The sequence below is a fragment of the Pseudomonas sp. IT-P100 genome (assembly GCF_949767185.1).
GTDB lineage: Bacteria > Pseudomonadota > Gammaproteobacteria > Pseudomonadales > Pseudomonadaceae > Aquipseudomonas > Aquipseudomonas fluorescens_B.
In genome coordinates, this window is record NZ_CATKQK010000013.1 from 25,926 (window position 1) to 38,834 (window position 12,909).

A 12,909-nucleotide genomic window follows, 5' to 3' on the forward strand; every position below is an offset into this window, starting at 1 on the left:
AAAGCCCGCGTTTAACGCGGGCTTTTTGCCGTCCGGGATTTGGCTTTTCCCTTGGTGCATCCTTTCTCATCGAACTCGACCTGAGCACTGCGGCCCCGCTTGGTGTCGTAACGGTAGCTTGTGGTCGAATTGCGAACCGTGATCTTGTCAGGTTTGCCGAGTGCGCTTTCGACATCCTGCTGGCTCATGCCGGCAACCACCCGTTGATTGATGATCGCTTCCCGTCGCTCCCGTGCGTTAATCACGTTCCCGCATTTATCCTCGGTCTGGCCGACGACCGTCGGCTCCCTCCTTTTGTTTTTCATACCTGATGTTTCGCGCGCGTCCGCTTCCGGCATAAGGGCCACCGTGCTGCCAGGAGTAAAGGTGCGCACATCCTGGAGCGAAAGGCTGTCATCCGTCGCACAGCCCAATGTGGTGAAGGTAATGCGGCCATTGGCTGCTTCGCATCGGTGAACGGTCGTAGCAATTGCCTCGAGCGGCAGGCAGAGCAGGGCGATCAGCAAAAAATACTGTGTACTCAATAGCATCAAACGTCCTCCATGACGGTCTGACTCAAGGGTAGCCGCTACATTTTTCAGTGGTGGTGTGTTTTCTTTTCGGAATGAGTCGTCGCATTTTCATGGATCAGGATGGCGCTCAGGTTTGTCTCGCAAGCGCTTGTTTCAGCCGAGATTTTTTAACGTTTAAAACCGTCGGGCGGTGTATCATTGCGCCCGTCAGCCCCGCCGGGGCTTGTGGAATACCTCCATGGACTTACCCAGTAGTAACTCAGTAAACCGTTTTTCCAATCATGAATTGACTGATTGATCCTTCCGGCGTGCCCCGCTGCTGGGAGTGGAGTTCGCCTATGTCCGAAGTTGAAGTAAAGAAAACGCAAGAAAGCCTGCAGGACCGCCTCGCTCAAGTCGTTGAGCTGTTGCAGCGTCAGCGGGTGGTCGAAGACCTGACTCATCGCCAGGAAGGCCCGCATCATGACCGGGTCGAGAACCTGGTCCACCGGCAAAACCTCGTCGAGCTGCAACGCAAGCTCGATGACCTGCACTCCGCCGACGTCGCCTACATCCTTGAAGCCTTGCCGCTGGACGACCGTCTGACGCTCTGGCAATTGGTCAAGGCTGACCGCGACGGCGACATCCTGCTCGAAGTTTCCGACTCGGTGCGTGAAACCCTGATCGCCGACATGGACGATCACGAACTCCTGGCTGCCGCCAGGGACATGGATGCCGACGAACTCGCTGACCTGGCCTCCGAGCTGCCGCGAGACGTCGTCCACGAGCTGATGGAAACCCTCGATGGCCAACAGCGTGAGCGCGTTCGCTCCGCGTTGTCCTATGACGAGGAGCAGGTCGGTGCGCTGATGGACTTCGAGATGGTGACGATCCGTGAGGATGTCAGTCTCGAAGTGGTCTTGCGCTACCTGCGCCGCCTCAAAGAGCTGCCAGGCCACACTGACAAACTGTTTGTGGTCGATTACGACGGCGTGCTCAAGGGCGTGTTGCCAATCAAGCGTCTGTTGGTCAACGACCCGGAAAAACAGGTTTCGGAAGTCATGGCCAGTGATCCGGTGAGTTTTCACCCGGACGAAGATGCCTACGATGCCGCACAGGCGTTCGAACGTTACGATTTGATCTCGGCGCCCGTTGTCGACAAGAACGGCAAGCTGATCGGCCGTCTGACCATCGATGAAATGGTCGACCTGATTCGTGAAGAGAGCGAAAACGAAGTTCTCAACATGGCGGGTCTGCGCGAAGAAGAAGATATTTTCGCGTCGGTCTGGAAATCCCTGCGTAACCGCTGGGCCTGGCTGGCGGTGAACCTGATCACCGCGTTCATTGCCTCCCGCGTGATCGGTTTGTTCGAAGGCTCGATCGAGAAGCTGGTGGCGCTGGCGGCTTTGATGCCGATCGTGGCGGGCATCGGTGGTAACTCGGGTAACCAGACCATCACCATGATCGTTCGCGCCATGGCGCTGGACCAGGTGAGCACCGGCAACACGTCACGCCTGATGCGCAAAGAGTTGGCCGTAGGCCTGATCAATGGCCTGGTGTGGGGCGGGGTGATCGGTGTTGTCGCCTACATGCTGTATGGCAGCTGGTCGCTTGGCGTGGTGATGACCGCCGCCATGACGCTTAACCTGTTGCTGGCGGCGTTGATGGGAGTGTTGATCCCCATGACCCTGGCGAAGATGGGGCGCGATCCGGCGATGGGCGCCAGCGTGATGATCACCGCCATGACCGACAGTGGCGGCTTCTTCATCTTCCTGGGGCTGGCGACCATCTTCCTGCTCTGATTTCCAGACGTAAAAAAACCCGCCATCGGCGGGTTTTTTTTGCCTGAATTTTAGGCAAAAAAAAGCCAGCAATCAGCTGGCTTGAGCTTTCGGATGAATCAGGAGGCGTCTGCGGCCATTTCGGCGTCATGGGCAATCAGCGAAACAAGTGCGTTTTGCTGACGATGGGAAAGTTGGCGGAAGCGTTGCAGCAGTTCGCGTTCGTGCAGTGACAGCTCCGGGCTGTCCAGGCGCATGCTCAACTCTTCGCCCAGTGCGCCTTCCTGAATAAGACTCTGCTCAAGGCGCGCAATGATTTCGGAGTTCATGCTGCGATGATGATTGCGAGCCACCTCGGCAATGCGTTCACGCATTCCGTCTGGCAGACGTACGACGAACTTGTCAGCCGTACGGCTGGAATAAATTGCCTGTTTCAATGGGCGCATATATTTAACCGGTTAGTTCAGGGGAGCGGTTCTCGGGATTGGCCGCAGATGTCTGATAGGACAAGGACTCTGGCCAAATGTTCAACCTGAATTGATAGAGGCTCGCATCATGCCTCAAAGTAGCCAGTTCATTGGCGTCAATTCTGTGACAAATATTGAACTGGATGCCGGCGTTATGCCAGCACCAATTATCAGAAATGCGGACTGGTTTGAAAAGTCTGCCCCGTCCGTATCGCTGGCCGCGTCCTGTTACCCGACAGGTAATATCAAAGACACCTGAAGGTACATGTCATGCGGAGTCGATCACGATTCCTTGCCTTGTACAGGATAGTGGCAAATGGCCGATTTACTAGTGGCATCCACTGCATGGAGGGCTATTTCAGGATGGATGGCAAACTGATTTACCTGGTGGGCCGTACGGGTCCGGCCGGGACAGTCTCATTGAGGTAGCTCAAAGGCGTCTGCACGCTTAATGTTGCGAAGGGGGGGCGGATGATGAAGAAGGACGGCTTCGCGCTGGCCGGCCCTTGTGCTGAATCTGCTGAGAGTCAGCGCAAGACCGGGTCAAACTTGATCTTGCGGCCAGCGACCAGCGCCAGCAGGAACAGCGCGCTGAAAACGCCGCAGGCGATCAGGGGCAGGGTGACCACCGAGTCCTGGACCAGTGACAAATGAAGAATGCCACTCAGTAGGGCAAGGACGAAAAATCCTGCGGCTGATTTGGACATGCTGTGCTCCTGATGGGGGTTGTTCAAAATACCAGGCGTTCGGAAGACTGCGCCGGCAGCAGGATATTCTCCTGGCTCACTTCCTGACCGACAAAGCCGTGCTGATCACTCAGCACCGCCAATTGCGGCGCCCTTTGCACTTGAAGGTAATGGGGCATGCGTTGGGCGACCATCTCGGCGCTGCTCTCGGGGAAAAAGTGAAAACCCAGCAAGACCGCCAGAGCGATCGCATTCGAGAGTAAAAGGGCGCGGTTCATGAGGCTGGCCTCCGTTGTTCTTTGAGAACAGCTAAAGCAGCCGACGTGCCAAGAGTCTAACGTCTATTAAATCCTTTAAAAACAATAAATTAGGATATCTGTCAGGGGCGCCTTCATTGCAATTTGCAATGATGGCTTTTTGCGGTGATGCAATTTGCACGGTAAACAAATCCCTCGCGTTCAAGGGGCGCCTGCCTACACTTAAAAAGCGCTAAGGACGACATGACAAACGCAGACCCGCCCGTTAACATGCACGCCGTCCATCGCGCCGCGTTTTCTCGCGGACGACTTGTGTCTCAGTAGCTCAATTGGATAGAGCATCCCCCTCCTAAGGGGAAGGTTGGCAGTTCGAACCTGCCCTGGGACACCATCCTATTCCAGCCCTTCGGCTGTCAAAAAGCCCCGCCAGGATCTTGCATCCGGCGGGGCTTTTTCATGGGCAATCACCCGACGATCGACATTGGAAAGGCGCGCGTTGCTGTGCCTTACTCCAGAGACCACTCAAGGAGCGAAATCGATGCGACGCAGAGGCGCCCAGTTCTGGTTATGGACCAACACGAGACTCCCTCTGCACACCCACGAAGAGGTGCTGGGCAATGGCGTGCAAATCGAGGTGCATGCGCGGGTTAGTGTTGAAGGGGTTACCCAGGTTTTTCTAGGTATCTATGGCGCTGATGGCTGGCCGATCTGCGAGGAGCATCATGAACGCAGCGTCGGTGAGCATTACTGCGCAGCATTGAAGTGGGGCACCCAGCGGGCGAGGGAGGTTGTGGCGGACACTCAGGCGTTCGTTGCGCCGCACCGTGTGCAGCTGACGTTGAGTCCGGTGATTACCGATGAGTCGGTCATCGCATTGCGCCGGATGGAGATGACCGAGCGTGAGCGCTTGAAGCTCAGGTCTGATGATGCCTGGTCAGAGTACCTGGCCGCCAAGGAGGCCATGCTCGCATTGATGCGCTCCAACAAGGTCGATCCCGGGGTCTGGGCCGATCACAAGGAACGGCTCAGGCAGGCGATCGACCGGCGCGCCTGTGTGCAGCGCGCCTATCTGAACTGAGCGCGACTCAGCGCTGGCGTCGGAGCGTCTCGATGGTGCTGATCAGGTCATCGTAGGACACCGGTTTGCCGATGTGCTGGTCAAAGCCTGATTGCCGCGATTTCTGAATGTCGCTGTTGGCGCCATAGCCGGTCAGGGCAATGGCCGGTACATCCTTCGCGAGCGGCAACTGACGCAGTGCACTCATCAGCTCGTGCCCGTTCATGACCGGCATGCCGAGGTCAGAGATGATCAGGTCGAACCGCGTGCTTTTCGCCGCGTCCAGCGCTGCCACTGGCCGGTCAAAGGCAATCACCTGCGCATCTTCCATCTCCAGCAGCATTTTCAGGGTTTCCAGCACGTCCGCGGAGTCGTCCACCAACAGGATCGTCAAGCCGCTGAGTCTTCCGGAAACATCTTCCGCGCACGCAGCGGGCTGTACTTCGCCTTGGGCCCTGGCCAAGGGCAAGTAGACGGTGAACGTACAGCCTGTGCCGCTCCCGCCAGAGCTCACCTCGACCGAGCCGTGTTGCGCCTCGGTCAGCTGACGCACCAGTGACAGGCCAATTCCCAGCCCTTCACGGTTGTGAGTGATGTGTTGTTTTTCAGCCTGGCTGAACAGGTCAAACACATGTTCGAGGTTTTCCGGGGCGATGCCGGCGCCGTTGTCTTTGATATCGAGCCGCGCCATGTCCCCGGACTGGCTGGCGATCAGTTGCACGCGGCCCTTGGGTGGAGTGAATTTCAGGGCGTTGTTCACCAGGTTCCAGATGATTTGCTCAAGGCGCGTCGGGTCGGCCTGGACCATTAACGCGTCGGACGGCACCAGCAGTTCAACAGTGACGTCATGCTGGTCATTCAGCACGACGGTATGGACATCGCGCAGCACACTGGCGAGGTCGACGGCGACCGGTTGCAGCTTGAGCTTGCCGGTCCGGACCCGGGCGACATCCAGCAGATCGTCGATGATCCGCGCCTGGCTGGTGACCGCGTCGCAAATGGTGTTCACCGCCTTGGCCGCCGGAGCCAGTGACTTGGTCACCGGCAAGCGCCGCAGCAGCTCGGCGTTGAGCTGGATCAGGTTCAGCGGATGCTTGAGTTCGTGGGACATGACCGCGAAGAACTCATCCTTGAGGTAATTGGTGTTGCGGGTTTCCGCCAATTCCTGGCTTTGTGCTTCGTGCTGGCGTTTGTGACCGGTCAGGTCACGGGCAATTTTCACATAGCCCTGAAGGTTGTCGCCCCTGAGCAGGGTCACTTCGCCGCTACAAAAGAAGCGGCTGCCATCCTTGTGTTGATGCCAACGTTCATCTTCGCTGCGGCCATGGGTGCGCACGGCCAGCAATTCGTTTTCCGGCACGCCCGCCGCGCGGTCCTCGGGGGAGAAGATGAAGTCGTAGTAAGCGCCCTCGGCCTCGGCCTTGCTGTAGCCGAAAATCAACTCGGCGCCTTTGTTCCAGCTGGTGATCACGCCCTGTTCATCGAGGGTGATAATCGCGTAGTCGCGGGTGCTTTCGGCGACCAGGCGCATGCGCTCTTCGCCCTGGCGCAACTCTTCCTCGGCCGCTCGACGTTTGGTGATGTCGATGAAGGTCAGCACGGTGCCGTCGATGTGGTCTTCGCTGGAGCGGTAGGGCAACAGACGGGCGATGTACCAGCGGTTGTCGGTACTGCTGACTTCGCGTTCGATCATTTTTAGCGATTCGAACACCTGCGTCGCGTCACTGGCCAGGTTGTCGTAATCCAGACGATGGGTGATGTCGAGCAGGGAGCGCCCGGTGTCCACCGGCAACATGCTGAAGATGTCGGTGGCGCGCGGGGTGAACCACTTGATGCGCATGGCGCGGTCGACAAACACCGTGGCAATGTCGGTGGAGGCGATCAGGTTGGTCAGGTAGTCGTTGATCTTGTCGGTTTCTTCGACTTTGGTTTTCAGCTCGAAATTGACCGTCAGCAACTCTTCGTTGATCGATTGCAGCTCTTCCTTGCTGGTTTCCAGTTCTTCGGTGGCCGAGCGCAGTTCTTCGTTGATCGCCTGCATTTCCTCGTTGGACGCCTTGAGCTCTTCGCTGGAGACTTCCGACTGTTCGATGGTGTCCTGCAGGTGCAGCTTGGTGCGCTGCAGTTCGCGCTCAAGGTTGGACAGCACCTGGTTTTCGTTCTGCAGCACGGTGGTCGCTGCCAGCTCGGAAGGGTCGACTTCGACCTCCTCGAAAATCACCAGCACGTACTCGCTGTCCGAACCTTCATCCTTGTAGGGATGAGCGACCAGATTGATCAGGTAACGCCGCTCATCACGCTTGATCGGCACCTCACGGGATTTGACCGGCAGCGCGCTTTGCTGGACCTGGAACAGCGTGGTGCGCAGCTCCAGACGCAGGTCCGGCAGGATCAGCGTCAGCAGGTTGCGCGACAGCTCGCCACCGACATGCCGCAGGAAACGCCCGGCACTTTCGCTCATGTGCAGAATGTCGGCGTTGGCATCGACGATCACACTCGGTGGCGCAGACTGCTCTAAGGCGCGTTGATGGATATCAGCGAAAGACAATTTACGCTGCACGCTGTTTTGCGCAGGCTGTTGGGAAATGTTGGTTCGCACATAGCCGCCGCGGGGCATGGTCGGGGTGCGACGGCTGTTGGCCGTGCCGGTCTTGGCACGGAAGATCCGGTTACGCTTGTCCACCGGGGCGAACAGTTCGTGGCAGGCATCTGCGCTCTCGGAGGAGCCGAGAAACAGGAAGCCGCCAGGGCGCAGGGCAAAGTGGAACATCTGCAGGATTTCACGCTGCACTTCGCGATCCAGGTAGATCAACAGGTTGCGGCACACGATCAGGTCGATCTGCGAGAACGGCGGATCGGACAGCAGGCTGTGTTTGGCGAACAGGACTTTTTCGCGGATTTCCTTGCGGATCCGATAGTGGTCATCTTCCTTGAGGAAGTAATGCCGCAGTCGCGTTGGCGGCACGTCGGTCACGATCGCTTGCGGGTACAGGCCGGCCCGACCGACGCTGATGGCGCGTTCATCGATGTCGGTGGCAAACAGCTGCATCGACGCCGCGCTGGCATCGAGTTGCAGCTGATCACTGAGCAACATGGCCAGGCTGTAGGCTTCTTCACCGGTGGAACAGCCGGCGGACCAGACTCGAATTTCTTCTTTTTCGGGGTGCGCTGACACGGCGGCGCTGACCAGTTGCGGCACGACATCGCGCTCTAGCGCTTCGAAGGCTTCCCGGTCGCGGAAAAAGTTAGTCACGCCGATCAGCATGTCGCCGAGCAAGGCCTTGGTTTCTTCCGGGTTGTCTTGCAGGTAACGGTAGTAGGCCGCCAAGTCCGGCTGGGCCGTGACCTGCATCCGCCGTTCGATCCGGCGCAACACCGTGGCGCGTTTGTAGTGCTTGAAATCATGGCCGGTGCCGGTGCGCAACTGGATGAGAACGTCGTGCAGCAATTGTTCGGCTATCAGCGCTTCACGTTCGGAAACGGCGGCAATGGTCTGAAGTTCGGGGTCGTTGGCGGTGGGCAAGCTGATTTCCTGGGAGTTGCGCCACAGCTCCAGCAGCTTTTGCGGCATTTCAACGACCGGCAAGACCAAGTCCACCATCCCGGTGTCGATGGCGGCGCGGGGCATGCCGTCGAACTCGGCGTCTTGCGGCGCCTGGGCCAGCGTGACGCCGCCCTGTTCCTTGATCCGCGACAGGCCGACAGCACCGTCGGAACCGGTGCCCGACAGCACCACGCAGAAAGCCCGTTCCCGGTGCACATTCGCCAGGTCGCGGAAGAACAGGTCAATCGAGGCATGACGCGATTCCCGGGTCTCGCAGGCACTGACTTCCAGTAAACCGTCGTTCATCGACAGGCGTTGCGCCGGTGAAATGACGTATACGTGGTTTTTCTCGATGGACACCGTTTTGCTGACCTGCAGGACTGGCATCCGCGTCGATTCCTGGATGATCCGGTCAGCGATGCTCTGGTGATCGGGGGACAGATGCAGAATGATCACGAACGCCATACCGTTGTCCTGCGGCATGTTTTCGAAGAACAACTTGATAGCTTGCAGACCGCCCGCCGACGCGCCAATGCCCACCACCGGAAAGTCCAGGGTGCTGGGACGCGAGGCCTTTTGCTCTTTATGAGATGCCGGGCGATTGGGGGTGGTGGTCATAACTTCTGCCTGTACCAACGACGGGAGCGTCCTGATCCGAAGCGGAGGCTGACGCTATGCAATAAATCAGGATAATCCCGTTTCTCGATATCGCCTTCAATTATTTAGCGCGCCTGCATAAGCCTTTGAGATTTGGACTCCGGGCGCGTAATAGCATTCCCTTTTCTTCAAGTGAATGGCCCTGCTGGCCGATAACCCGGACAGTCATAATCTTCTTCTTAAAATTGCCTGGAAATCTTCGATGCTGTCGTATCACCAAAAGCGCTTTCTGATCGTCGATGATTTCTCCGATTTCCGCAGTTCGGTCCGTTCCATGCTGCGTGAGCTGGGCGTCAAGGACGTGGATACCGCCGACACCGGCGAGCAGGCGCTGCGCATGTGTTCGCAGAAGTCCTACGATTTCATCCTGCAGGATTTCCACCTCGGCGACGGCAAGAAGAATGGTCAGCAGGTACTCGAAGACCTGATGGTCGAGAAGCTGATCAGCCATGAAGCCGTGTTTGTCATGGTCACCGCCGAGACCAGCCAGGCGATGGTGCTCAGCGCCCTGGAGCATGAGCCCGATGCCTACCTGACCAAACCGTTCAACCGTTCGGGCCTGGCCCAGCGCCTTGAGCGTCTGGAGCAGCGCAAGACCCTGCTCAAGCCGATCCTGCAGGCGCTGGATCGCGGCAAGCCGGTTGAAGTGCTCAATGCCTGTATCGCGCTGTGCAAACAGGACATCCGCTATTCGCCGCTGTGCCTGCGCTACCGCGCCGATGCCCTGCGTGACTTGAATCAGAATGAGGCGCTGGAGCGTCTCTACGACAGCATCATTGCTGATCGGCCTTTGCCGTGGGCGTTTGCCGGGTTGGGCCAGTTGCTGTTCAAGCGCGGTCAGGTCAGTCAGGCCAAGGGCGTCTACGAAAAAGCCCTGAAAGTGTTCCCGATGATGCCGGCGCTGTACGACGGTATGGCGGATGTGCTGGTCGCCGAAGGCGACACCAAGGCCGCGCAGCAAGTATTGGAGGAGGCGATTCGCTTATCGCCGCTGGCCGTGCGTCGCCAGGCGTTGCTGGGCAAGTTGGCGATGACCAACGAAGATTTCGACACGGCGTCCAAGGCTTATCGGCAGGCGGTCAGCCAAGGTGCGCAGTCACGCTTCAAGGACGCTGAAAGCAACCTCGGCCTGGCACACGCCTTGATCAGCAAGGGCAGCGAAAAAGGCCTGGATACCCGCACGCGGCTGGAGATCAACACCACGCTGAGCGCCGTGGCCAAGGAAAACCCTTCCGACCCGGGCCTGCAGATTCGTGCGCGGTTGATGAAGGCCACCAGTCTCTTGCTCAACGACGCCGAAACCGCGGAAAAGCTCACCGAGCAAGCGATGTTGCGCCTCGATGGCATGGAGCAGTTCATGAGTGCCGAAGCCGCACTGTTGGTGGCCAAGCAGTTGCAAATGCTCGGGCAGGCCGATGCCGGCGCCTCGATGCTGAAAAACTGCGTGGAAATCTACGGCGACGATCCGACCGTGATGAAAAGCATTGCCAAACTGACCGACGACCCGACCATCCTCAACTCCGGCAACGATGCGGCGGAGCTCAACCGTCAAGGCGTGCGGGTGTACAAGACCGGCAACCTGGTGGAGGCGCGGGCGGCGTTCCGCAAAGCCCTGGCGATGCAACCGAAAAACATCAGTATCGCGCTGAACATGGCGCAGTCGCTGCTGCACGGCACCGACACCAGCGTTCCGTCGGCGGAGCTTGAAGAATGTCGGGCCTGCCTGAAAACGGTCGGCCTGATGCCTGACACTGACGCGCGGTATGCGCGTTATCAGAAACTGAAAATCAAGGCGTTCAGCGGATGAACCAAGACAACCCTGCACTGGATTTCTCCACGGTGATCGCTTCCACCGTGCACGACATGAAGAACTCGCTGGCGATGTTGATGCAGGCCCACAGCCAATGGCTGGCGCGCTTGCCCGACCCGGCGCGGCACACCCCGGAGCAGGGCGTGATCGAATTCGAGTTCGCCCACCTCAACGGCATGCTCGTGCAGTTGCTGGGGCTATACAAACTCGGCGTCAATCAGATGCCGTTGCAACCGGCCTATCACGAGCTCGATGACTTTATCGAAGCGCAACTGGCCTGCCACCAGGACGTTTTCGCCAGTCGCGGCATCATGGCGACTTACGAAGTGGACCCGCTGAGCCCGCTGGGTTTCTTCGACCGGGAACTGATTGCGTCGGTGCTGGGCAATTGCATCACCAACGCCATCCGTTATGCCCGCCATGCGGTGTTGATCAGCGTCAGCGATGAGGCCGGGCAACTGGTGCTGACGATCAACGACGACGGCGAAGGCTACCCGGCCCAGATGATCGAGCGTCAGGCCGACTACGTGCAGGGCATCAACCACAGCAGTGGCAGCACCGGGCTGGGTCTGTATTTCGCCGGGCGGATTGCCGCGTTGCATCAGCGCAACGGCATCGGCGGGCGCACCGAAATCAGCAATGGCGGCCCGTTGGGCGGCGGCGTGTTCAGCCTTTATCTCCCCTGAATGCACGCCCTGCAGGCATTTTTGTGTACGGTGCTTGATATTCCGAACAGGCGGAGCCTATTTTGTACGGTCGCCGTTCGCGGCTTGCACAACAACAAAGGATTGCGTCATGACAACCGATGGCCAGCGCTCACTCGCACAGCGACTGACGGGCATTGATGAGATTGAATGTGTTACGCCGGACCTGAACGGCGTGCCCCGTGGCAAGGTCATGACAGCCGAGGGGTTTCTCGAAGGACGGCGGTTGCAGATGGCGCGGGGTGTGCTGCTGCAATGCATCATGGGCGGATATCCGCCAGCACGTTTCTACGGCAGCGATGATGGCGACCTGGCGCTGGTGCCTGATCCTGCGCAGATTCACCGCTTGCCGTGGAGCCAGCAACCACGAGCCCTCGCCATTTGCGACGCCGACGAACTGACGGGCGAAAGCTCGAGCCTGTCGACCCGTGGCCAACTCAAGGCGGTGATCGCCCGTTACGCGGCACGTGGTCTGGCGCCCGTGGTCGCGACCGAACTGGAATTCTTTGTCTTCGCGCCCAATACCGACCCGACGCAACCCTTCCAGCCACCGCTGGGCCTGGACGGTCGGCGCGAGGACGGTTGTTCGGCGTTCAGCGTCAGTTCCAATAACGGCTTGCGACCGTTCTTCAGTGAAGTCTACGAATGCATGGCTGCGCTCGGTTTGCCGCGCGATACGTTCATGCACGAGATGGGCGTCAGCCAGTTCGAGATCAATCTGCTGCACGGCGATCCGCTGCTGCTGGCCGACCAGACGTTCCTGTTCAAGCATCTGCTCAAGGAAGTTGCGCTCAAGCACGGCCTGACCGTGGTCTGCATGGCCAAGCCGCTGGCGCACACGCCGGGCAGTTCGATGCACATTCACCAGAGCATCGTCGAGATCGGCAGCGGACGTAACGTGTTCAGCGACGAGGCCGGTGAACCGACCGCGACCTTCCGTCACTTCATCGGCGGCCAGCAGGCCGGCATGGCGGATTTCACCGCGTTGTTTGCGCCGAACGTCAATTCCTATCAGCGCTTGTGTCATCCGTTCGCATCACCCAACAATGCCTGCTGGTCCCACGACAATCGCGCGGCCGGTTTGCGTATTCCGGCCAGCTCGGCGGCCGCTCGTCGGGTTGAAAACCGCTTGCCGGGGGCGGATGCAAATCCGTATCTGGCGATCGCCGCGAGCCTGGCCGCGGGGTTGTACGGCATTGAAAACGAGCTGGAGCCAAGCGCAGCGATCCAGGGCGAGTTCGAGGTGCCGGATAATCTTTCATTGCCGTGTACCTTGCATGCCGCTCTCGAACGTCTGAAACGTAGCCAATTGGCGAAGGAACTGTTTGGCAAGGAGTTCATCGAAGGCTACGTCGCTTCGAAGACCCTGGAGTTGACCAGCTTCTTTGATGAAATTACGCCCTGGGAGCGCCGTGTCCTGGCCGCCCAGGCCTGACGAACCTTCGTCTTCGGGCT

Annotated in this window: 10 protein-coding genes and 1 tRNA gene; 6 read left to right on the forward strand and 5 right to left on the reverse strand. The window is 58.9% G+C overall.

What is annotated here, in order from left to right:
• Window positions 1-11 precede the first annotated feature (11 nt).
• On the reverse strand, window positions 12-530 hold the full coding sequence (locus ACM6IQ_RS13715) for a cell envelope protein SmpA (RefSeq protein WP_414879072.1): 519 nt from the start codon (window positions 528-530) through the stop codon (window positions 12-14).
• A gap of 320 nt (window positions 531-850) precedes the next feature.
• Here ACM6IQ_RS13715 and mgtE point away from each other — a divergent pair, with 320 nt between their 5' ends.
• Window positions 851-2,293, forward strand: a complete 1,443-nt coding sequence (gene mgtE / locus ACM6IQ_RS13720) for a magnesium transporter (protein WP_017340213.1) — start codon at window positions 851-853, stop codon at window positions 2,291-2,293.
• Between the two features lie 98 nt (window positions 2,294-2,391).
• Here the strand turns inward: mgtE and ACM6IQ_RS13725 are convergent, their stop codons facing one another.
• From ACM6IQ_RS13725 to ACM6IQ_RS13735, 3 genes are all read right to left on the reverse strand, one after another.
• A complete protein-coding gene (locus ACM6IQ_RS13725) occupies window positions 2,392-2,718 on the reverse strand; it encodes an Arc family DNA-binding protein (protein WP_003178899.1) in 327 nt (108 codons plus the stop codon).
• Between the two features lie 548 nt (window positions 2,719-3,266).
• Window positions 3,267-3,446: a PA3371 family protein gene (locus ACM6IQ_RS13730; RefSeq protein ID WP_414879073.1), complete on the reverse strand. Its 180-nt coding sequence runs from the start codon at window positions 3,444-3,446 to the stop codon at window positions 3,267-3,269.
• 23 nt (window positions 3,447-3,469) lie between these two features.
• Entirely contained in the window at window positions 3,470-3,703 is a 234-nt protein-coding gene (locus ACM6IQ_RS13735) for a hypothetical protein (RefSeq protein ID WP_017340211.1), read from the reverse strand.
• A gap of 293 nt (window positions 3,704-3,996) precedes the next feature.
• On the opposite strand from ACM6IQ_RS13735, the gene ACM6IQ_RS13740 reads away from it, so the two are divergent.
• Window positions 3,997-4,073 (forward strand) — tRNA-Arg (locus ACM6IQ_RS13740).
• A gap of 147 nt (window positions 4,074-4,220) precedes the next feature.
• Window positions 4,221-4,760, forward strand: a complete 540-nt coding sequence (locus ACM6IQ_RS13745) for a hypothetical protein (RefSeq protein ID WP_414879074.1) — start codon at window positions 4,221-4,223, stop codon at window positions 4,758-4,760.
• A 7-nt stretch (window positions 4,761-4,767) separates the two neighbouring features.
• On the opposite strand, the gene ACM6IQ_RS13750 is transcribed toward ACM6IQ_RS13745, so the two are convergent.
• Window positions 4,768-8,901, reverse strand: a complete 4,134-nt coding sequence (locus ACM6IQ_RS13750; protein WP_414879075.1) for a CheR family methyltransferase — start codon at window positions 8,899-8,901, stop codon at window positions 4,768-4,770.
• Window positions 8,902-9,142: 241 nt separating this feature from the next.
• Between ACM6IQ_RS13750 and ACM6IQ_RS13755 the strand changes: the two genes are divergently transcribed.
• The 3 genes from ACM6IQ_RS13755 to ACM6IQ_RS13765 all read left to right on the forward strand — a co-directional run bounded on the left by ACM6IQ_RS13755 (window position 9,143) and on the right by ACM6IQ_RS13765 (window position 12,889).
• On the forward strand, window positions 9,143-10,747 hold the full coding sequence (locus ACM6IQ_RS13755; RefSeq protein ID WP_017340208.1) for a tetratricopeptide repeat-containing response regulator: 1,605 nt from the start codon (window positions 9,143-9,145) through the stop codon (window positions 10,745-10,747).
• The gene (locus tag ACM6IQ_RS13760) at window positions 10,744-11,436 is read left to right on the forward strand and encodes a sensor histidine kinase (RefSeq protein ID WP_017340207.1); all 693 of its coding nucleotides are present in this window, start codon (window positions 10,744-10,746) and stop codon (window positions 11,434-11,436) included. Before ACM6IQ_RS13755 ends, ACM6IQ_RS13760 begins: the two co-directional genes overlap by 4 nt.
• 211 nt (window positions 11,437-11,647) lie before the next feature.
• The gene (locus ACM6IQ_RS13765; protein ID WP_414879097.1) at window positions 11,648-12,889 is read left to right on the forward strand and encodes a glutamine synthetase family protein; all 1,242 of its coding nucleotides are present in this window, start codon (window positions 11,648-11,650) and stop codon (window positions 12,887-12,889) included.
• Window positions 12,890-12,909: the final 20 nt, after the last annotated feature.

Excerpts from the sequence above, each read along its gene's own strand:
- ACM6IQ_RS13745 (WP_414879074.1), top strand. The coding sequence starts at position 4,221 with ATGCGACGCAGAGGCGCCCAGTTCTGGTTATGGACCAACACGAGACTC.
- ACM6IQ_RS13755 (WP_017340208.1), top strand. The coding sequence starts at position 9,143 with ATGCTGTCGTATCACCAAAAGCGCTTTCTGATCGTCGATGATTTCTCC.
- ACM6IQ_RS13725 (WP_003178899.1), bottom strand. The coding sequence starts at position 2,718 with ATGCGCCCATTGAAACAGGCAATTTATTCCAGCCGTACGGCTGACAAG.
- ACM6IQ_RS13715 (WP_414879072.1), bottom strand. The coding sequence starts at position 530 with ATGCTATTGAGTACACAGTATTTTTTGCTGATCGCCCTGCTCTGCCTG.
- ACM6IQ_RS13730 (WP_414879073.1), bottom strand. The coding sequence starts at position 3,446 with ATGTCCAAATCAGCCGCAGGATTTTTCGTCCTTGCCCTACTGAGTGGC.
- mgtE (WP_017340213.1), top strand. The coding sequence starts at position 851 with ATGTCCGAAGTTGAAGTAAAGAAAACGCAAGAAAGCCTGCAGGACCGC.
- ACM6IQ_RS13765 (WP_414879097.1), top strand. The coding sequence starts at position 11,648 with ATGACAGCCGAGGGGTTTCTCGAAGGACGGCGGTTGCAGATGGCGCGG.
- ACM6IQ_RS13750 (WP_414879075.1), bottom strand. The coding sequence starts at position 8,901 with ATGACCACCACCCCCAATCGCCCGGCATCTCATAAAGAGCAAAAGGCC.
- ACM6IQ_RS13760 (WP_017340207.1), top strand. The coding sequence starts at position 10,744 with ATGAACCAAGACAACCCTGCACTGGATTTCTCCACGGTGATCGCTTCC.
- ACM6IQ_RS13735 (WP_017340211.1), bottom strand. The coding sequence starts at position 3,703 with ATGAACCGCGCCCTTTTACTCTCGAATGCGATCGCTCTGGCGGTCTTG.